This window comes from Paenibacillus sp. FSL H8-0537, assembly GCF_038051995.1.
Lineage (GTDB): Bacteria > Bacillota > Bacilli > Paenibacillales > Paenibacillaceae > Pristimantibacillus.
Genome location: NZ_CP150290.1, coordinates 6,480,912 through 6,500,822, shown reverse-complemented (window position 1 = coordinate 6,500,822; position 19,911 = coordinate 6,480,912). Strand labels below are relative to the sequence as shown.

The window sequence follows — 19,911 nt, the reverse complement described above, 5'->3', positions numbered from 1 at the left end:
CTGTCCTGCAGGGCTTGTTCATTCTCCGTTCATTTTTTCATGCTATATTCGTCACGAATATGTCAGTCGGAGGGTGGAATGCAGTCGATGAAAAAGTGGAAGCTATGGCTTGGTATTATCCTTGTAGTAGGCGCGGCCGGGGGAGGCGGTGCCTATTATTATTTGAAGATGGGGCAGCCGGCGACGGTGCAGGCGGCAACCTCGCAAACGGTGAAAGCGACGCGGGGCAATATTGAGCTGAAAATAAGCGCGACAGGCAGTGTAGAAGCCAACTCTCGCGAAACCGTAACGTCCGGCGTATCCGGTACGATTGCAAAGCTGAACTTCAAAGTCGGCGATAAAGTGAAGGCAGGCCAAGTGCTGGCAACGTTTGAATCCGAGAAGGACTACGATAGCCAGATTGAGCAGACGGAGCTTTCCATTAAGAAGCAGCAGGTGCAGATGGAGCAATATCAGACCAAATATAAGGAAGCTGCGGGCACGGAGGATGAACTGGCGACCCAGCAAAGCATCAAAACGGATATGGAAATGCTGGCGCTGGAAATCAAGCAAAACCAAGACAGCCTGAGCACCATGAGGGAAGATCAACTAGAGGTGACGGAGGTTGTGGCGACGATTGATGGCGAGGTGACGGAAAGCGAGGTTTCCGTTGGAGACGAGGTTGTAGCGAATACGGTTATTGCGTCTATCGTCAATTATGATTTGCTTGATTTTGTCGTGCAGGTCGATGAGCTGGACATTCCGTCGGTCAAAACAGGCCAAGTGGTGCAAGTATATTTGAGCGCGCTGACGGACAAGACGATCGAAGGCAAAGTAGCCAGCCTGGCTCGTGAGGGTACGGCATCGAATGGCGTATCTGCCTATGAGGTGACGATTGCGCTTGATACGATTGCTGGCGTGATGACGGGCATGTCGGGGGAAGCGGACATTATTCTGGAGTCCAAAAATGATGTCGTCGTTGTACCGGTAGACGCAGTTATTGCACGTGGCGGCAAATCCTTCGTTCGCGTGCCAACGAGCACGCAGGGTGCGGCAGGCGGGCAAGGTGCGAGCGGGGCACAAGGTAATTCGGGCGCACAAGGACAAGGTGCACCGGGCGCTCAGGGCGCTCAAGGCGCGAGCGGGATGCAAGGCGCAGCGGGTGTTCAAGGTGCGAATGGTGCACAAGGAGCAGCAGGTACGAACGGTACAGCGCAAGGTGCGACAGGCATGCAGCGCGGCGGCGTTCAGATGGAAGGGCAGCTAGTGGAAGTGGAAGCGGGAATCAGCGATGAGACGTATGTGGAAATTATTTCAGGGCTGAATGAAGGCGACTCGGTGCTTATCCCAACACCGCAGGGTACAGTTGGCATGACGACAACGACGACACAGCAAAATCAAGCGACTATGGGAGGCGGCATGATGCCAGGTGGCTTCGGCGGCGGAACAGGTGGTGGATTCGGCGGAGGTGGCGGCGGATTTACTGGCGGCGGAGCAGGCGGTGGGCGCCCATGACCAGCAAAAGCAGCAGCATTTTAATCGACATTAACCATCTCGTTAAAAATTATGTGATGGGTCGGGAAACGGTGACGATTCTTAAAGGCGTATCCTTTCAGGTGGAGAAAGGCGATTTTGTCGCCATTGTCGGGCCTTCCGGCTCGGGAAAATCAACGATGATGAATGTCATCGGCTGTCTGGATACGCCGACCGATGGCAGCTACAAGCTGGACGGCATTGAAGTAAGAGGCATGAGTGAGAATAAGCTGGCGGATATTCGCAACAAGAAGATCGGGTTTATTTTTCAAGGCTTTCACCTGCTGCCACGGCTTACCGCGCTTGAAAATTGCGAGCTGCCGCTCATTTATCGTGGATTGCCTGCCAAGCAGCGCAGAGCTATGGCGATGAAGGCGCTGGAGCAGGTTGGGCTTGGAGAGCGGGTGCATCACCGTCCGAGTGAGCTGTCGGGTGGGCAGCAGCAGCGGGTTGCCATCGCCCGGGCGCTGGCGACAAACCCGCCTATTTTGCTGGCGGATGAGCCGACCGGAGCGCTCGATATGAAGACGGGGCAGGAAGTGCTGCAGCTTATGGAAGACTTGAATCAGCAGGGCCACACGATTGTGCTGATTACGCATGATATGGAGGTCGCTCATCGGGCAAGCCGGACGGTTATTATGCGGGACGGCGTGCTGACCGAGGAAAGGAGGGACCGGGATGAAGCTGACGCAGGGGTTCAGGATGGCGATCAAGAGCGTCTTGTCAAGCAAGCTTAGAACGGCCCTCTCGATGCTTGGCATACTGATCGGAGTAGCGACGGTTATTGCGCTGGTTGGGATGGGACAAGGCTCGACGAAGCAGGTGGAGGAGCAGGTAGCTAGTCTGGGCACCAATTCCTTGTCGGTTACGATAACGGGCCGTGGAACAGCAACCTCCCTTTCACTCGACGATGCGATGGCTCTGGCTGATATTCCAAATGTGGAAGGCGTATCTCCAACGGTCAGCGGCAGTGCAACAGTGAAGTATGGGAAAAATAGTACGAGTGTCACGGTAGAGGGCATTACGCCGGACTACGAGCAGGTAAGTGATTTTAGCGTGCAGTCCGGCAGATATATCGCCTCGATGGATGTGAAAAATACCCAGAAGGTCGCATTAATCGGAGTCGATACGGCAACGGAGCTGTTTGAAGAAGAGGACCCGGTTGGCAAAACGATTCAAGTAAACGGCAGCCGTTTTACAATCGTCGGACTTTTGGAGGCGAAGGGCAGCACGCTCACCGGCTCCAACGATGAAAAAATGGTTATTCCGATTACGACGGGGCAAAAGCTTTTTGATAGTGTCGGTGTGCGTACAGTCGCTCTCAAGGTGACCGATCTTGACCTGATGGATATAACAGTTGCAGCGCTCGAAGCAAAGCTGCTGGAAAAATTCAGGGGTGATGACAGCAGCTACCGGGTGTTCAACCAGCAGGATGCGGTAGAGACGCTTAATTCGGTAAATGAGACGATGAACACGATGCTGCTTTATGTGGCGGCTATTACGCTGCTCGTAGGAGGCATCGGGGTTATGAATATTATGCTGGTGTCCGTTACAGAGCGGACGCGGGAAATTGGCATTCGCAAGTCGCTGGGCGCAAAGCGCAGAGATATTTTGTTCCAGTTTCTTGTAGAGGCTGTTGTCATTAGCGGCATGGGCGGCGCACTTGGCATTGGGTTCGGTTATTTGGGCTCCTATGTCATTGGGGTGGTGAATGGGACGGATACTTCCGTTCCGTTTAATACGGTCATTTTGTCGTTTGCCTTCTCTGCTTTTGTCGGAATCGTGTTCGGCATTTTCCCGGCCAATAAAGCTTCGAGGCTGAAGCCAGTCGACGCGCTGCGCCACGATTAGCTCTCCTTTCTGTTCTACCCTATTAAATCCGCTCATAGAATGGACTATCCAGTTAAGCAGGATGGCATTGCTATAAAAAGGTAGCGGAAGGAGCAGGGATGAGACGAGGGAGAATCGAACGCAGAGTGTCAGAAGCGCTGCAACGCTTGAAGAGCAGCCGCTGGGTGCATGTTTTTTCAATAGGTCTATTGCTTGGCATTACCGTAGCTTTAATGAAAGTTTCCCTTGGAGGCATACCTGATCGCATACCCGCGACTCTAGCGAATGCCCAGCCGGAAGGGGCAGCGGGGATGGCTTTTGAGCCACCTGGCACGGGCAGCGGCAGCGGGGCGAATAAAGTCGAAGCGGGCAGCGCCGTTATCGCCCAGCAAATGGGCGGGCTATTGCCTAAAACGACAGGAGCGCTGAACGGGCTCATCGTACGCACCTATATGATGAAGGAACAGCGCATGGAAAGCTTGCCGCTGGAGGAGTATGTGCGCGGCGTTATCGCAGCGGAAATGCCGGCCGATTTTGAGCTGGAGGCGCTCAAGGCGCAGGCGATAGCTGCACGCACCTATATCGTACGCCGCCTCGCTTCTGGTGATGACAGCGGCGTGGAGAATGTAGAGGCAGACGTAACGGACACGATTGCCCATCAGGCCTATTTGCCGCTCGCGCAGCTGAAGCAGCATTGGCAAGGAGCCAAGCAGACAGCTAATATGAAAAAGCTGAATGAAGCGGTGAAGCAGACGGAGGGACTAATCGTCACGTATAATGGCGAGCCGATCCAGGCTGCTTTTTTCTCCACAAGCAGTGGGTATACGGAAAATTCCGAAGACTATTGGTCTAGTGGGATTCCTTATTTGCGCAGCGTCGCGAGTCCATGGGACATCGAGCTGTCACCGCGATACAAAGAAAGCGTGGAGCTGACGCTGGCGCAATTTTATGAGAAGCTTGGCCTTCAGGAGGAGAGCAGGGTTCAGCCCTCCATTCGGGTATTAGCTGCAACGGCAGGAAAAAGCATCAGCAAAATCGAAATCGCCGGAACGGTATTCACTGGCCGCGAGGTGCGCGAACGATTGGGACTAGCCTCAGCCGCCTTTACATGGAAAATGAACGATAGGGCCATTACTATTACAACTTATGGGTATGGACATGGCGTGGGCATGAGCCAATGGGGAGCGAACGGCATGGCAAAGCTAGGCTATTCGGCGAAAGATATATTAACCTACTATTATACGGGTGCGTTGGTAGAGCAGGCTTCAAAGTTCTCGGGAACGCTGCTTGGTCGCTCCTAGCTCCATTAAACACAGGCTTTTTCGAAATCTTAAAGTCTCTATATTTTTACCCGGCATTTCATATACCCTCACGTATAAACCTAGCGAATCTGGCAACAATGGCTAGTGAGGTGATAGAAATGAACAATGAAAACAAACCAAAGCAAGGATCAGAGGAAACTCCCAAAAATGGACTGGGAGCATCATCTGCCGCGGGTTCAGGCAATGGATTTAAAAGGCTGCTGGCACGCAAATGGGTTTCGCCAGCAATATTTATGGCCGCGGCAGCAATTATCGTAACCTTAATGTGGGTCTACCAGGGAGCGGATGACAGCAAGCAGACGACAGCTACAGAACATCCGGGCCAAACGGAAGCCACAGTAGGCGAGGGTACGGCAGCACAGCCGGAGAGCGTAGTGGATGAAGTCATTCGCGAAGGCGAGCAATTGCAATGGCCGGTTGTGAACAAGGATTCGCTGCAAATCGAGACACCTTTCTATGATGCTAGCGCAAGCAGTGATGAACGCCAGGCAGCAATGGTGCAGACGGGGAATACATTCTCGCCGCACATGGGCATCGATCTTGTAGACCCGAATGACCAGCCATTTGATGTCGTAGCCGCTATGTCGGGCAAAGTTAGCCTAGTGCTCAATCATCCGACGAATGGCAGCATTATCGAAATCAACCATGGCGAAGGTCTTGTGACCACTTACCAAAGCCTTAGCGACGTGAACGTGGCAGTAGGCGATGAAGTGAAGCAGGGAACCATTATTGCCAAAGCAGCTCGCAACGAGCTGGAAAAGGATTTGGGCGTCCATCTGCACTTTGAAGTGCGTGAAAACGGAAAAGCCGTCAATCCAAGCACCGTAGTCGGCGAGCAATAAACGCGGGCAAAATAGGTCTCTAGACCTTGCAGGCAGGGGAATATCCCCTGCCTGTTTTGTATTTTTATGAAAATTTTATGACAAACTGGCTTGTCAGGCTTGACCACAAAGAATATATAACCGCGCCCCTCATATAATGTACCAAACTATCTCGAGTAGGGAGGCGGGAACGTGCACGATTACATCAAAGAGCGAACCATTAAAATAGGCCGTTGCATCGTGGAGACGAAGCATACGGTACGAACGATCGCCAAGGAATTCGGCGTATCCAAGAGTACGGTCCATAAGGATCTAACCGAACGGCTGCCGGAAATTAACCCCGACCTGGCGGATCAGGTAAAGCACATTTTGGAGTATCACAAGTCAATCCGCCATCTGCGCGGTGGTGAAGCAACGAAAATCAAATATAAGAAAACGAGCACGAAGAAGAGGGAAGTACTGGCAGCCGGGAAAACATAATTTATTCGCAAATTATTACAAACGGGTAGAGGATTTTATAGTTTTTTGGCGAATAATGTACGTTAGGGGTTTCTACGTCGTGGGAACTAATTGACCGTAGCGTTTACACTATTCGTTGGAGGACTTACGCCTTATGCTGAGCAAGGACATTGGAATTGATTTGGGAACGGCTAACGTATCTATTCATGTAAAAGGGAGAGGCGTTGTGCTCGATGAGCCGTCTGTCGTCGCGATTGAAAGCGACACGAAGAAGGTGCTTGCCGTTGGTGAGGAAGCTCACCGGATGGTCGGCCGTACGCCAGGCAATATTATTGCAATCCGCCCGTTAAGGGATGGGGTTATTGCTGACTTCGAAATAACGGAAATTATGCTGAAAGCATTTATTGATCGGGTGGAAGGGCGCAAGTGGCTGAGCCGTCCGCGCATCTTGATTTGCGCGCCAACAAATATTACATCCGTTGAGCAGAAGGCGATTCGTGAAGCAGCGGAACGCAGCGGAGCCAAGGAAGTATTTTTGGAAGAGGAAGCTAAAGCTGCCGCTATCGGGGCTGGAATGGACATCTTCCAGCCTAGCGGCAACATGGTTGTTGATATTGGCGGAGGCACGACGGACGTAGCTGTCCTGTCCATGGGTGACGTCGTGACCGCTTCTTCCATTAAAATCGCAGGAGATAAGTTCGATGCTGCGATCATGAAGTATATTAAAGATAAGTACAAGCTGCTGATCGGCGAGCGGACAAGCGAGGATATCAAGATCAAAATCGGTAAAGTTTACGAGGATGGACAACGTGCGGAAATGGATATCCGTGGACGCGATATGGTAACGGGCCTTCCGTTGACCATGACGATTCATTCGCAAGAGATTCAAGAAGCGCTTTGGGATTCGGTCATGGCGATCGTGGCTACGGCGAAGTCTGTACTGGAGAAAACACCGCCTGAGCTGTCGGCAGATATTATTGACCGGGGCGTTATATTGACCGGTGGCGGTGCATTGCTGAATGGCCTGGATACGCTGCTTGCGGAAGAACTCAAGGTTCCGGTATTGATTGCGGAAGATCCGATGCATTGTGTTGTTAAAGGTACCGGCATTCTGCTTGATAACTTGGACAAGCTTGGCAAGAAGCCTCGTTTCTAGGGAGACAAGGCAGGAGCAGCGCTTGCATAGCCGTTTGCGCAGGTAGGGCGTTTAAAAGGGGACGCGCCGAGGCGTTAAATTGAGTCAAAGGTCGCATAGGAAGCTATAACTGAAGTCATGCCTGTAACCGATATATAAATAATGGCATATACAGCGAGAGGGAACAGCCTTATACGATCTTCGAGGAGGCAATTGCAATGCTTAGAGGGCTTTACACAGCAGCTGCAGGCTTGACGGCTCAGCAGCGCAGACATGATACCGTAACGAATAATATTTCAAATATAAATACACCGGGCTATAAGCAGACGAATGCGGTCACGCGTTCGTTCCCAGATACACTGCTTTCTATGACAGGGGTACAGGGCGAGTCAAGCAAGTCCATCGGCCGTCTCGGCATGGGGGTATTTGCAGAGGAGAGCTTATCACTGCATGTTCAAGGGGACTTGTCCCAGACGGACAAGCCTACTGACTTCGCACTCATGTCCAACATTGAGGTGGAGGGTGCGGCGTTTGACGAGTCCGGCAAATACGTAGCAGATGACGGTACGGTGACGTTCCAGCCGCAAGCGTTCTTTACGCTGCAGGATGCGCAAGGGGATCTTCGTTATACGCGGGGCGGCTCCTTTACGCTGACGGCGGACGGTTTTCTTGTTAACGGAGACGGCGCCAATGTGCTTGGAGCTGATGGGAATCCTATTCAATTCGCAGCAGGCATAGGACTTGAGCAGCTGTCGCTGACGAAGGATTTGCGTTTTGTTAATTCACAAACCGGTGTGGATAGTGGCGTACAACCGCTGCTGGTGACGCGAATTAATGAGCCGAACCAACTCGTACGCGCCGGAGACGGCCAGTTCCGCTTTAATGGAGATGCGGCGCAAGCTGTTGCGCTTCAGGAAACGGATCAGGTAGAGGTGCAGCAAGGCTATGTGGAGCGTTCCAACGTAGATGCGGCACAATCCTCCGTTGATTTAATGGCGGCGCTTCGCGCTTATGAAGCCAACCAGAAGGTTGTACAATTTTACGATCAAAGTCTGGAGAAGGCTGTAACGGAAGTAGGCCGCGTTTAAGACGAAGTCAGCAACGGAACGTGAAGGAGGCAGACGATGAACGGCTCAATGATTAATGCAGTAGTCTCGATGGGTGGACTCCAGCAGAAGCTTGACATGATCGCTGATAATATCGCCAACGTGAATACAGTAGGCTATAAGCGGAAGGAAGCAACGTTTGAGGATTTGTTGACGAATGTCAGCAAGCAGCCAAATGATTTTAAACAGCCGGGCCGTATGACGCCGCTTGATTTCAACCAAGGCTGGGGCTCCCAGTTGACGATGATTAAGCCGAATCTAGAGCAAGGCACGATTGCAACAACAGGCAAGGACACGGACTTTGCTATTGAAGGAAATGCGTTGTTCGAGGTCATTGTGAACGCTAATGGCGACCGTGCATATACGCGCAACGGTGCGTTTCAGTTGACGGTTAATGCAAACGGTGATAACATTTTGGCAACGGCTGAAGGCTATCCTATTGTTTCGACAGTAGTGACCCAGCCAGACAATGTAGTCGTTGAGCAGCCGGTAACTGTTCCAGATGGCTATAAGCTGGTTATTGGTGCTGATGGCAGTGCGCAAGGTGTTGCTGCTGACGGTACAACCATTAATTTAGGCACAATTAAATTGATGCAAGCAACCCGACCTTCTGCTCTTACTCAGCTGGATGACAATTTGTTTTCCGTAGCTGAAGGGCTGAATGTGGGTGATGTAATCCAAGAGGTTACTCCTGACGCGGATAATGCGATCGCGCTGCGCCAAGGCTCTCTTGAGCAATCCAATGTGGATATGAGCAGCGAGATGACTGAGCTGATTAATGTACAACGTGCTTACCAACTGGTAGCTAGGGCATTAACATCAAGCGATTCGATGATGGGATTGGCGAACGGCTTGCGCAGATAGATAGGGTGATGGTGGTAATGAGTACGACGAATGAACGAGCTGATTTTGCGGATGACAAGCTGGAAGATGAACAATCAGAACAGATCCGCAGCAGCTCGCGCAGGAAGGGGCAGGGCTCCACTCCAGAGAAGAAGAAGCGGCCCCTGGTACTGAGAATCATATTATGGATTTTGCGCCGCAGCATTGTGCCTTGCATCATGGTCATTATGCTGATTGCGGGCCTCTATATCGGTTATACGGTGCTGGGCAAGCAATCGGGAGATGATGTGTTTGAGTGGTCAACTTGGCAGCATGTCTATGATCTTGTATTCTCGGATTCGTAGTTCGCACCGTACGAATGGTTGAAGGCGGTATTCGCAGCTTATTGCGGATGCCGCTTTTTTGCAAATATAGGAAAGGATATGATTTTTCTATCCTTTCTCTATATTTCTCGGCATGAAACGCGCTGCGCCGCCAAAGGACGGCGACAGCCGTTTCACCTTGGTCGTCTGCGGGTGAAAATCAGCAGACGAAAAAAGAACACCGATCCGTTTGTTAAGAAAACAAAGCGGAAGGTGTTCTTTTTTTTAAAATATAAGCATTTATAAACATTACCCTTGCTTATTTTACTGTTACACGCATGGATACTGATTTTCCGTCAAAGGTAGCTTTAATAGTAGCTGAACCTTTGCTCAGAGCAATAATTTTGCCATTCGATACAGTAGCTACGCTCGCTTTGCTAGTTACCCAAGTTGCGCTCGTTGTTACGTCTACTGGATTACCAGTCGTATAGTTGGCTTGAAGCTTAAGCGAATATGAAGCGCCTGGGCTTAGTTTAAGCGACTTATCCGACAGGGTTAAAGATTTAAGCTTAGGCGATACGGTAATCGGAACTTCCAACGTTTTGCCTTGATAAGAGCCGGTCAGCTTGCCGCTGCCTACGGCCAGCGCTTTAACGGTGCTGCCATTAACAGTTGCCAGAGTACTGGAAGAAACCGTCCAGTTCATTTTGGTGCTCAAAACCACTTTCTTGCCGCTCACATAGTAGCCTGTTACCTTTACGGACTTGCTTTTGCCTGGGAAAAGCTCAAGGCTCGATGGTTCTGCCACCAGCTTCTCGATCTCTTCTTCAACGTAAGCTTTGACGGTAGTTGTTTTATTTAAATAGGTTGCCGTTAACGTCACTTTGGAGGCTTCAATCCCCTTCACTTTGCCATTAACGACGATTGCATTGTCTGATGATGCTTTCCATGTAGCTTTGGAAGAAACATTCTCTTCCGATCCATCCTGATTCACAACCGTAATCGTAGGCAGCACCGAATCCTTGCCGATTACTACGCTAAGCTCTTTCGTGCTTGGAACGAGCTTCACAGGTGTAAGGTGTACAATGAGCTCAAATGTCTTTTTTAGGCCATTGAGCTCAGCCGTTACAATGGTTTTGCCTACAGCTACTGCTGTCCATTTGCCATCTTCAATAGTAGCGATTTTCTCGTCGGCAACAGTCCATTTCACGATTTTGGAAACGTCAGCTGTATCTCCGCCGAAGGTTGTGCCGCTGACCTTAGGCAGCGTCTCGCTTTTTTCCGGGAAGGTATCGATGGAATCTTTCTCGATTTTCAGCTCGGAGACGCTAGGGAAAACCGTAATGTCAATGCTGCGGCTGATGCCTTTAATCGCTGCTGTTATTTTGGTTGTTCCCGATGCTTTTGGCGTAACAAGTCCATTCGTCACTGTAGCGACGATTAGATTGGAGGATGTCCACTCCGCCTGCGTAGTAACGTTTTCGCTTCCACCGGAAAGCTCCTGAACTTCAGCCGTAATTTGCAGGCCAGGGCTGTTTAGCATCATTTGATATTCCTTGGCTGGCGATAGCTTGATCGATTGGTAGGGTGTACGAACGACAACATCAATAGTCGAGCTTACGCCTAAATAAGTAGCGGTAATTTTAGTTTGGCCAGTCGCAACTGGAGTTACAATACCATCCTTGACGGTTGCAACAGCAGCGCTGCTAGTTGTCCAATCTGCTTTTGCCGTTACGGTTTCTGTTGAACCGCTTGTTGTTGTAGCTATTGCTTGAATCGTCTGGTCATCGTCGCCCATATCGATCTCGAGCAGCGACTTTGGCGACAAAGCCAGTGATTTATAAGGGGAAGTGACGACAAGCTTTACCGTGTCGGTCTTTCCTTTGTATTTTGCCGTAATCGTTGTAGTTCCTGCGCCTACAAGTGTAACGGTGCCGTCATCGACAGTCGCGACGGAAGTGCTGGAGGACGTCCAGGTCGCAATGGTTGTAATAGGCTCATTGGCAGAGCCGGTTTTAATCCCGCTCAGCGTAAACAATTGATCTGCACCGAGATTAACGTCATAGCTTTCGGCTGCGTTGCTGCCATTTTTCAAAATTTGCACAGAATCATAAACGTAATCGGATGTCACTTTAATGTTTTCGGTATAGCCACTGTATGAAGCGCTAACAGTAGCTGTTCCTTTTCCTACAGCCGTAAGAACGCCTTTGTCTACTTTAACGATGGAGGTGTTGGATGACTTCCATGTTGCGGATGCGCTGACGTCTTTATTCTTCGAAGCTCCAGAAATGGTGGCCAGCAAAGAAATGATCACAGCATCATCTTCCACGAATACCTTTAATGATGAAGTTCCGCTATCGTAATCCAAAGAATCGTAGCTTAGTTCAATGTCTGTTACAGTTTCGTCTGCAGCATTCGCGATGCCGCTGAATGTGGTAGCGATGAGCATGACAGATAGAACGGCGGCGAGCCATCTCCTAATTTCTCTGAGAGACTTGTTCCCGTTTACACTTAAATTCACTACATCCTATCCCTTCGTCTATAGAATAAAAAACTCTCTATTCTATATAACGGCTTACATATAGAGGAAATGAATAAAGATGTCGTATTTTGTTTGAAAAAAAAATCATTTGCCGCGCAATTGCACCTGCAAGTCCCAAGTTTAGCCATACATGGGCCGTGGCAGTTTTATTTTTGATACGGTAGTTGTATAATGGTTTGGAGCCTTAATGCCGCGCCCGCCAAGGGGTAGAATGCTTGCCATTCTGCGCTTGCGTGCCGCCAGGGAGTCCAGAGGGATTCGCGGTAAAATGAAAGAAGCTTGGCCGCAGACGCTTCGGGTCCGCACAGCCAAGCCCTCTATCTCAACCTTCACAAACTGCAGCTTCATGAAGGATATCTATAGTGTCAGTAAAAATTGCATTTTTTATACCCTCGATAACAAGAAAGGAGCTTTATTCATGCTCGATATTAATCAAATTCAGGAAATTATCCCCCATCGCCCTCCATTTCTGCTCATTGACCGTATTTTGGAGGTAGAGCCGGGAGTCAGAGCGGTTGGCCTTAAAAATGTAACGATGAACGAACCTTATTTTGTAGGACATTTTCCAGGTTATCCGGTTATGCCCGGCGTGCTTATCGTTGAGGCACTGGCTCAAGTCGGCACTGTGGCGATGCTAATGCTGGAGGTTAATAAAGGAAAATTAGGCTTTTTTGCAGGCATTGATGGCTTTCGATTCCGTGGTCAAGTGAAGCCTGGCGATACGCTTACACTTGAGGTCGTCATTACGAGATTGAAAGGCAGCATCGGCAAAGGACAAGCTACTGCAAAAGTAGGAGACCAAGTGGTTGCTGAAGGCGAGCTTATGTTTGCCCTGTCGAACCCAGCCTAAATTTTCATTTATATATAAAGGAGAGATAGCTATATGAGTCAAAATGAAGCGGCAATCCAGCGTTACAATGCTTGGTTAAATGATCCGTTGATCGATGAGGCGACAAAAGAGGAGCTTCGCGGCATCGCGGACGATGAGAAGGAGATTACAGACCGTTTCTACCGCGATCTGGAATTTGGTACAGGCGGTCTGCGCGGCGTGATGGGCGCTGGTACGAATCGTCTTAATACTTATACCGTAGGCAAAGCGACGCAGGGGCTGGCGAACTGGCTGCTGGGTAATGCTGCGGACGATGCTCCTTCAATGGTTATCGCTCATGACTCCCGCAACTATTCACCGGAATTTGCGCTCGATTCAGCGCTTGTGCTGGCGGCTAACGGCGTGAAAACGTATTTGTTCCAATCGCTGCGCGCAACGCCACAGCTGTCGTATGCGGTGCGCTCGCTTAAAGCTTCGAGCGGTATTGTAATTACGGCAAGCCATAATCCGCCTGAATATAATGGCTATAAGGCTTATGGTGCTGACGGCTGCCAGCTCATTCCTGAGGCTGCGGAGCAGGTTATCGCTTCGATTCAGCAGGTAACGGGCTTTGATCAGGTGAAGCGTCTGAGCCGTGAAGAAGCAGAGGCACAAGGCTTGCTCGTATGGCTGGGGGAGGATGCCGACGAATCCTACATTAATACGGTCGTCGCGCAAAGCCTGAATGTGGAGCTTATTCGCAGCGGTGTTGGCGAGCAGTTCAGCGTAGTATTCACTCCGCTTCATGGAACAGGCAATATGCCCGTTCGCGAGGTGCTTGCGAAAGTCGGATTCAGCAATGTACATATTGTCGCGGAGCAGGAGCAGCCGGATGGCTACTTTAGCACTGTAAAATCTCCTAACCCGGAAGAACGCGAGGCGTTTACGCTAGCAATCAAGCTGGCGCAGCAGGTAAATGCCGATATTATTATCGGAACTGATCCAGATGCCGACCGTATGGGTGCAGTTGTGAAAAATAATAACGGTGAATATGTTGTGCTGACAGGCAACCAATCGGGCGCTTTGATGGTGAATTATGTGCTCAGCCAGCTCACGGAGCGCGGACAATTGCCGGATAACGGCGTTGTTATTAAAACGATTGTTACGAGCGAGATGGGTGCGGATATTGCTCGTTCTTACGGTGTAGCTGTTGAAAACACGCTTACTGGCTTTAAATATATCGGCGAGAAAATGACTGGCTATGAAAAAACAGGCGAGCGCTCCTTCCTTTTCGGCTATGAGGAAAGCTACGGTTATTTGACTGGAACTTACGCACGGGATAAGGATGCTATCGTAGCGGCTTTGCTGATTTGTGAAGCAGCAGCATATTATAGAAGCTTAGGTAAAACACTATATGATGTATTGCTTGAGCTGTATGAGAAGCATGGCGTTTATTTGGAAGGTTTGGAGTCGCGGACACTGAAGGGTCTTGACGGCGTGCAAAAAATTGCTGGCATTATGGACAGCTGGCGCAATCAGCCGCCCGTTGATATTAACGGCGTGAAAGTAGAGCAGGTGCTCGATTATAAGCTCGGTCTGGATGGTCTCCGCCCGGAAAACGTGCTGAAATATATGCTGGCTGATGGCTCATGGTTCTGCCTTCGTCCATCGGGTACCGAGCCGAAGATTAAAGTTTATTTTGCAGTTCGCGGTGAATCGACTTCGCAAGCTGAAGAATCGCTGAATGCTTTGCGTCAGGCGGTTATGGCAAGAGTAGACGGATAAGGAATATTTGGCTTCAACCGTGGACGGCTGCTCGACAATAGAGCTATAGGAAGCGGAATGAAAAGGATAGATGAACGGAGGATTTTCGTGCTTCAAAACTGGCTGCAATGGAATCGCAGAGCTAAGCAGTGGCTCTGGATCATTACGCTGATTGGCGTGATGGCGGCACTTCCTATTGGTTATAATCGAATGAATACGGAGTCAACGTCTAAGCAAGTGGAGTATGTGTTTGATTATCGCGACTTGATCGAAATTGCGGAATATTCGGCGAAGCCGCAGGATTTTCTAGCGCAGCATCTCATTTTTATGAAAGAAGCCGGCGTATCGACGATGGCCGTCTATGAAAGCTCGCTTCGCGAGCTGATGCAGGCGGGCAGATTGACCTACTATAACTCCAAGGATGCAGCCTTGCTTCAGGGCAAGCTGGAGACGCCGGGGCAAAATTTCACTTATATTTTGTATACTGGCAGCGAGGAGAAGGAGCAGGTTGGACCGATTGTTCGCGCTGCATATGACCGGGCTGGCGTCGTTTATCGGGACTGGTCTTTCGATGGTCGCGATGGTCTTGTGGTGGAGCTGCCGCTGCAAAATTCGCTGCTTCAACCGCTTGGCTTTGATCCGATGTCACTGGAAAGAATTAAAGCAGCAGGCTTCAGTGTTCTGCCTCGTTTGACTGACCGGGTGCTTCCGTATTCACAGGAAGAAGCAGAGGCGACTCTTGCCCAGTTGAAAAATTACGGTGTTACACGGATTTTGTTCGACGGTGATAAGGTAACAGGCTACACCGATAATGCCGAGGATAAGAGCTTGCGTGCATTTGCCGAGCTGCTTAACAAATATCAAATCGGTGTAACGACCATCGAGAATTTGAAAAAAGAGCAATCGGGCATGACGACACTCGCCTACCTGACGGATTATAATATTGTACGTCTTTATTCATTGTCTCCTACGGATGCGATGAAAATGAAGCCAGAAGATATTGCTGATCGCTTCCTGCTTGCAGCGAAGGACCGCAACATTCGGATGTTTTTCCTAAATGGTGCCCCATCGTCGAGCCAGGAGAAATCGGCTGTTATTAATCCACTGGACAACCTCTACCTGTCTCTTAAAGGGGAGGATGGAACCAAAGGCACGATTCAGCGTTTGGCAGATGCCGGATTTGCTCCAGGTACAGCGGAGCCGTTTGATCGGGAATATCCGTCATGGGTTAAAATGCTAAAAGGAATCGTTGTTATTGGCGCGATTGCCTTAATTGCACTATTAATCAACGCTTTTCTGCCAGGCACGCTTATTGCGGTGTTCCTGCTCGGTATGGTCGGAAGCGGCGGCTTGTATGTGCTGAGCAGCTCCGTGCTGGAGCAGGCGCTTGCGCTTGGAGCCGGTATTAGTGCGCCAACACTTGCGCTTATCTGGGTCATGAACCGAATTTACTCCAGAACCGAAGGAAACCAGCGTTTTGTTGGCGGAGCGGATTGGACTTTCCGCAACAAAGATAAAGGAAAAGGCGTTGTTATCCCGCTGAGCAGCTCTGGTGATGCTGGCGGCAAGTGGGTATTTGAAGGCTTGCCGGCGCGCCGCCGTCTGGGACTTGCTTTCAGTTGGTTTATTGTAGTAGCGCTCATGTCGCTTATTGCAGTCCCTTATGTGTTCGGCTTGCTGAACAATATTACGTATATGCTTGTGCTTCAACAATTCCGCGGAGTAAGCCTGCTGCATCTCGCGCCGATTGGGCTTGTTGCGATCTATGTTGTGTTTTATACAGGACATGCTCCAATTGCCCGCATTCGCAAAATGCTGTCTACGCCGATTAACGTGCTAATGGTTGTCATTGGTTTAATTGTTGTAGCTGCGGGTATGTATTATTTATCACGTACAGGTAATGAGGGACAGACGCTGCCCTTTGAGCGTCCTTTCCGCGAATGGCTGGAAGGCACGTTTGGCGTCCGTCCGCGAAATAAAGAGTTTTTGCTGGCGCATCCACTGCTGCTGGTGGGGTTGTTCGCCGCGCTGCGTTACCGCGCCGCCTGGCTGTTCGTTATTATTGGCTCCATTGGCCAGCTTTCGATGGTCGACACATTTGCGCATATCCATACGCCGCTGCATATTTCCATCATCCGCGTATTCCTTGGCCTTGGCCTGGGTGCGGCGGTCGGATTTATTCTCATCGGAGTGTGGCAGCTTCTGGAAGGAGTCTGGTCTAAATGGTCGCCGGCCCTCAAACGCATATTCGCCGAATAGTGATTTCTGGCTACTACGGCTTTAGTAATAGTGGCGACGAGGCTGTGCTGCGTTCGATTTTGCTGGCGCTTGCCGAGCAGAGCAAGGCGCATGGGCTTGAGGTGCAGCCGGTCGTGCTGTCGGCCGATCCGGCTTGGACGAAGGCGATGTACGGCGTAGAGGCCGTACATCGGATGCGCCCCGCGGACGTGTGGGGCGCGCTGCGCAGCTGCGACGGGCTGATCAGCGGCGGTGGAAGCCTGCTGCAGGACGCCACAGGCACGAAGACGATTCCGTATTACACCGGAATCGTGAAGCTTGCCCAATTGCTGGGCAAGCCGACATTCATTTATTCGCAGGGCATCGGGCCGGTGAACCGCCGGTGGATGGACCCGATGATCCGCCATGTTATGCGGCGGAGCGCTTATGTTTCAGTGCGGGACGACCAATCCGCCGCTTTGCTTGGGCGGATGGGCGTCCCGCATGACCGGATCGAGGTTGTACCCGATCCGGTTATGGGCTTGCCGCTGCCGCTAGGCGCAGCGGCGGCCGGGGCGCCAGGCGGCGAGGCAACCGCGGCGGCTGCGCCTAGCGGTGCGGGGACCGCGCAGGCCGGCAGCGGAGCTATGCCGGTCGTCGGCGTGTCCCTGCGCCGCTGGCGCGAAGACGGCGCGGATCTTGCGCGCGCCGCCGATGCGCTAATCGCGCTGACGCGCCGCCGCCAGGTGCGGCTGCGGTTTCTACCGTTCCATACCCCAGATGATGTGCAAAGCTCGAAGCAGGTCATGGAACGGCTGAAAGGGCAGCTTGCCAGCGGAAGCATCGCTGAGCTGGCGTCGCCGGGCGACGACCCGCAGCAAATGCTGCTGGAAGTGAGCCATTGCGATATATTATTCGGAATGCGGCTGCATGCATTAATTTATGCGGCAAACCAGATGGTGCCCATGCTTGGTTTATCCTATGATCCCAAAATCGATCAATTTCTGAAAAGAATCCATTTGCAGCCGATTGGCTCAACGGAGCTGCTTGACGCAGAAGCTTTCGCCGATGAGGCGGAGCGGATGCTGGAGAACGGCGACAGCTGGCGCAGATCGCATCAGGAAGCTATTTCGAAGTTGAAGCAACAAGCGCAGCAGCCTGCTGAACAAATTATGAAGCTGCTGCTCCATCCCATATCGAGGTGATATTCGTTTGTCGAACCATGTTCCAACCGTATCAATTTACGGCATACCCTTCTCTAAAATGACAATGGATGAGACGGTCAGCTATTTAGTGAAAGCAATTGAGGAGAAGCGTCAAACGCATGTCATTACAGCTAATCCGATTATGGTGATGTCTGCTCTGGAGAGTGCTGATTACTACCGAATGATGACGAAGGCAGAGCTTATTGTACCTGACGGCGCAGGCGTAGTATGGGCAGCTAATTATGTGGGCACGCCTGTCGCCGAGCGAGTTGCTGGCTTTGACCTGATGCATCGTTTAATGCGTGAAGGCGAGCAGCGCAAATGGACGGCTTACCTGCTCGGAACATCTCAAGAGGTTATTGAAACAGCAGCCGAAAAGCTGCAGCTTCAATATCCGCAGGTGCGAATCGTAGGATATCGCAACGGATTTTTTGGTCCAGATCAGGATCAGGAGGTTGTGGAGGAGATTCGCCAGGCTGCGCCGCACATATTGCTCGTTGCCAGAGGAGCAGAGACGCAGGAGCCTTGGATTGCGAAATATAAGCAACAACTCGGCGTCCCATATATAATGGGCATTGGAGGCAGCTTCGATATTATCGCAGGCAAGCTGAAGCGTGCGCCGATGATTTTTCAAAAGCTGCGTTTAGAGTGGTTTTACCGCTTGCTTCAGGAGCCAAAAAGGCTGCCAAGAATGCTCGTTTTGCCGAAATTCGTTGTGAAAGTGATGCGCGACAAAGAAAACGTAACAAAACCTGGGCCATTATCGTAAAAACTCGTGAAAACCGTTGAAATTGAATGAAAACGGGATTGGAGTTTCTTTTTCGATCGGAGTATAATTCACTTCGGTAGACACAAAAGGGGAGCTGCATTACATGCCAGAAGGCTTATTGTATTCGATTGGTTTTATTCTTGCTCTGACGTTAGCGCTAGTCATGACACCGCTTGTTAAAAAATTCGCTTTTTTCGTCGGTGCGATTGATAAGCCGAATCATCGGAAGGTTCATACCCGCATTATGCCACGCATGGGTGGTCTGGCAATTTATGCTGCATTTGTTGCAGGGTTTTTATTGCTGTTCCCGTTCATTCCTGATGGAATGCTGACAGATGCAAATATGAATATGATTAAAGCGCTGCTTGTAGGCGGCACGATTATTATTTTGATTGGCGCTTTGGATGACCGGTTTGAGCTGTCTGCCAAAGTGAAGCTGCTGGGCCAGCTCGTTGCGGCAAGCGTTGTCGTATTTGGTTTTGGTATCAAAATCGATCTAGTTAACATTCCGTTCGGTGAGGCTATGCAGCCGATTGCTGGCTGGATCGCTGTTCCGATTACCATTCTCTGGATTGTCGGCGTAACCAATGCGATTAATTTAATCGATGGTTTGGATGGGCTCGCGGCTGGAGTTTCCGGTATTGCGATCTCTACCATTTTGATCATGGCGATTGTAATGGGCAATATCCCTATTATTCTGCTCAGCAGCCTGCTGCTCGGCGGCATTGTCGGATTTTTATTTTTCAACTTCCATCCTGCGAAAATCTTTATGGGCGATTCGGGCTCGCTGTTCCTCGGATTCAGCCTGGCTACGTTGTCCATGATTGGCTTTAAGCAGGTTACAATTGTTTCGTTCGTTACTCCATTGCTGATTATCGGCGTTCCGCTTTCGGATACCTTTTTTGCAATCGTTCGCCGCTGGGTGAACAAGCGCCCGATTTTTGCACCGGATAAAGGGCACTTGCATCATTGCTTGCAGGAGCTTGGCTTCAGCCATCGTCGTACAGTTCTGATTATTTGGGGCGTGGCGGGGATATTTGGAGGTTTTGCGATTTTGCAGTCTACCGTCATACAATCGACCGCAGCCAATTGGGTCACGTTCTCCGTTATTTGCTTGCTGATGTTTGGCCTGCAAATTGGCGCCGAGCTTATTGGGATCGTTGACAAAACGCGCCGCCCGGTTATTAACTTCTTTAATCGGCTGCTGCTGCGGACAAAGGTAGATGCGCAATCGCGTTCGAAATAATTTAGGATTCCCGCTATTATTTTATTATAG

The 19,911-nt window shown here is 50.6% G+C and carries 17 protein-coding genes; 16 read left to right on the top strand and 1 reads right to left on the bottom strand.

The features are described 5' to 3' along the window. Window positions 1-87 precede the first annotated feature (87 nt). The 10 genes from MHB80_RS27525 to MHB80_RS27480 all read left to right on the top strand — a co-directional run bounded on the left by MHB80_RS27525 (window position 88) and on the right by MHB80_RS27480 (window position 9,372). On the top strand, window positions 88-1,494 hold the full coding sequence (locus MHB80_RS27525; RefSeq protein ID WP_341279905.1) for an efflux RND transporter periplasmic adaptor subunit: 1,407 nt from the start codon (window positions 88-90) through the stop codon (window positions 1,492-1,494). Then, complete coding sequence (locus MHB80_RS27520) at window positions 1,491-2,249, top strand: ABC transporter ATP-binding protein (RefSeq protein WP_341279904.1); 759 nt, start codon at window positions 1,491-1,493, stop codon at window positions 2,247-2,249. Before MHB80_RS27525 ends, MHB80_RS27520 begins: the two co-directional genes overlap by 4 nt. After that, a complete protein-coding gene (locus tag MHB80_RS27515) occupies window positions 2,191-3,363 on the top strand; it encodes an ABC transporter permease (protein WP_341279903.1) in 1,173 nt (390 codons plus the stop codon). Before MHB80_RS27520 ends, MHB80_RS27515 begins: the two co-directional genes overlap by 59 nt. Window positions 3,364-3,461: 98 nt before the next feature. Continuing rightward, a complete protein-coding gene (gene spoIID / locus MHB80_RS27510; RefSeq protein ID WP_341279902.1) occupies window positions 3,462-4,643 on the top strand; it encodes a stage II sporulation protein D in 1,182 nt (393 codons plus the stop codon). Window positions 4,644-4,762: 119 nt separating this feature from the next. Next, window positions 4,763-5,506 carry a M23 family metallopeptidase gene (locus MHB80_RS27505; protein ID WP_341279901.1) on the top strand — a complete coding sequence of 248 codons (744 nt, stop codon included), beginning with the start codon at window positions 4,763-4,765 and terminating at the stop codon, window positions 5,504-5,506. Between the two features lie 171 nt (window positions 5,507-5,677). Further along, window positions 5,678-5,965, top strand: coding sequence for a sporulation transcriptional regulator SpoIIID (spoIIID, locus tag MHB80_RS27500; RefSeq protein WP_046231346.1), 288 nt, complete (start codon window positions 5,678-5,680; stop codon window positions 5,963-5,965). Window positions 5,966-6,098: 133 nt separating this feature from the next. Then, entirely contained in the window at window positions 6,099-7,100 is a 1,002-nt protein-coding gene (locus tag MHB80_RS27495; RefSeq protein WP_341279900.1) for a rod shape-determining protein, read from the top strand. 197 nt (window positions 7,101-7,297) lie between these two features. Then, on the top strand, window positions 7,298-8,167 hold the full coding sequence (locus MHB80_RS27490; RefSeq protein ID WP_341279899.1) for a flagellar hook-basal body protein: 870 nt from the start codon (window positions 7,298-7,300) through the stop codon (window positions 8,165-8,167). 36 nt (window positions 8,168-8,203) lie between these two features. Then, window positions 8,204-9,049, top strand: coding sequence for a flagellar hook-basal body protein (locus tag MHB80_RS27485; RefSeq protein ID WP_341279898.1), 846 nt, complete (start codon window positions 8,204-8,206; stop codon window positions 9,047-9,049). A gap of 17 nt (window positions 9,050-9,066) precedes the next feature. Next, window positions 9,067-9,372 carry a DNA-directed RNA polymerase subunit beta gene (locus tag MHB80_RS27480; RefSeq protein WP_341279897.1) on the top strand — a complete coding sequence of 102 codons (306 nt, stop codon included), beginning with the start codon at window positions 9,067-9,069 and terminating at the stop codon, window positions 9,370-9,372. A 277-nt stretch (window positions 9,373-9,649) separates the two neighbouring features. Here the strand turns inward: MHB80_RS27480 and MHB80_RS27475 are convergent, their stop codons facing one another. After that, window positions 9,650-11,851 (bottom strand): Ig-like domain-containing protein, encoded by a 2,202-nt coding sequence (locus MHB80_RS27475; protein ID WP_341279896.1) that lies wholly within the window; start codon window positions 11,849-11,851, stop codon window positions 9,650-9,652. Between the two features lie 439 nt (window positions 11,852-12,290). Between MHB80_RS27475 and fabZ the strand changes: the two genes are divergently transcribed. The 6 genes from fabZ (at window position 12,291) to MHB80_RS27445 (ending at window position 19,881) form a co-directional block, all read left to right on the top strand. After that, window positions 12,291-12,722 (top strand): 3-hydroxyacyl-ACP dehydratase FabZ, encoded by a 432-nt coding sequence (gene fabZ, locus MHB80_RS27470; protein WP_341279895.1) that lies wholly within the window; start codon window positions 12,291-12,293, stop codon window positions 12,720-12,722. Between the two features lie 33 nt (window positions 12,723-12,755). Next, a complete protein-coding gene (locus MHB80_RS27465; RefSeq protein ID WP_341279894.1) occupies window positions 12,756-14,465 on the top strand; it encodes a phospho-sugar mutase in 1,710 nt (569 codons plus the stop codon). Between the two features lie 87 nt (window positions 14,466-14,552). Continuing rightward, window positions 14,553-16,703, top strand: coding sequence for a DUF5693 family protein (locus tag MHB80_RS27460; protein ID WP_341279893.1), 2,151 nt, complete (start codon window positions 14,553-14,555; stop codon window positions 16,701-16,703). After that, complete coding sequence (gene csaB / locus MHB80_RS27455) at window positions 16,667-17,866, top strand: polysaccharide pyruvyl transferase CsaB (RefSeq protein WP_341279892.1); 1,200 nt, start codon at window positions 16,667-16,669, stop codon at window positions 17,864-17,866. The genes MHB80_RS27460 and csaB overlap by 37 nt, the downstream gene beginning before the upstream one ends. A 58-nt stretch (window positions 17,867-17,924) precedes the next feature. Further along, window positions 17,925-18,635: a WecB/TagA/CpsF family glycosyltransferase gene (locus MHB80_RS27450; RefSeq protein ID WP_341283093.1), complete on the top strand. Its 711-nt coding sequence runs from the start codon at window positions 17,925-17,927 to the stop codon at window positions 18,633-18,635. 103 nt (window positions 18,636-18,738) lie between these two features. Then, on the top strand, window positions 18,739-19,881 hold the full coding sequence (locus MHB80_RS27445) for an MraY family glycosyltransferase (RefSeq protein ID WP_341279891.1): 1,143 nt from the start codon (window positions 18,739-18,741) through the stop codon (window positions 19,879-19,881). Window positions 19,882-19,911 lie beyond the last annotated feature (30 nt).

Bases quoted from the DNA above. Each gene is read 5' to 3' on its own strand.
- MHB80_RS27490 (WP_341279899.1), top strand. From the start codon at position 7,298: ATGCTTAGAGGGCTTTACACAGCAGCTGCAGGCTTGACGGCTCAGCAG.
- fabZ (WP_341279895.1), top strand. From the start codon at position 12,291: ATGCTCGATATTAATCAAATTCAGGAAATTATCCCCCATCGCCCTCCA.
- csaB (WP_341279892.1), top strand. From the start codon at position 16,667: ATGGTCGCCGGCCCTCAAACGCATATTCGCCGAATAGTGATTTCTGGC.
- spoIID (WP_341279902.1), top strand. From the start codon at position 3,462: ATGAGACGAGGGAGAATCGAACGCAGAGTGTCAGAAGCGCTGCAACGC.
- MHB80_RS27515 (WP_341279903.1), top strand. From the start codon at position 2,191: ATGAAGCTGACGCAGGGGTTCAGGATGGCGATCAAGAGCGTCTTGTCA.
- MHB80_RS27525 (WP_341279905.1), top strand. From the start codon at position 88: ATGAAAAAGTGGAAGCTATGGCTTGGTATTATCCTTGTAGTAGGCGCG.
- MHB80_RS27480 (WP_341279897.1), top strand. From the start codon at position 9,067: ATGAGTACGACGAATGAACGAGCTGATTTTGCGGATGACAAGCTGGAA.
- MHB80_RS27445 (WP_341279891.1), top strand. From the start codon at position 18,739: ATGCCAGAAGGCTTATTGTATTCGATTGGTTTTATTCTTGCTCTGACG.
- MHB80_RS27485 (WP_341279898.1), top strand. From the start codon at position 8,204: ATGAACGGCTCAATGATTAATGCAGTAGTCTCGATGGGTGGACTCCAG.
- MHB80_RS27495 (WP_341279900.1), top strand. From the start codon at position 6,099: ATGCTGAGCAAGGACATTGGAATTGATTTGGGAACGGCTAACGTATCT.
- MHB80_RS27450 (WP_341283093.1), top strand. From the start codon at position 17,925: ATGACAATGGATGAGACGGTCAGCTATTTAGTGAAAGCAATTGAGGAG.
- MHB80_RS27505 (WP_341279901.1), top strand. From the start codon at position 4,763: ATGAACAATGAAAACAAACCAAAGCAAGGATCAGAGGAAACTCCCAAA.
- MHB80_RS27465 (WP_341279894.1), top strand. From the start codon at position 12,756: ATGAGTCAAAATGAAGCGGCAATCCAGCGTTACAATGCTTGGTTAAAT.
- MHB80_RS27520 (WP_341279904.1), top strand. From the start codon at position 1,491: ATGACCAGCAAAAGCAGCAGCATTTTAATCGACATTAACCATCTCGTT.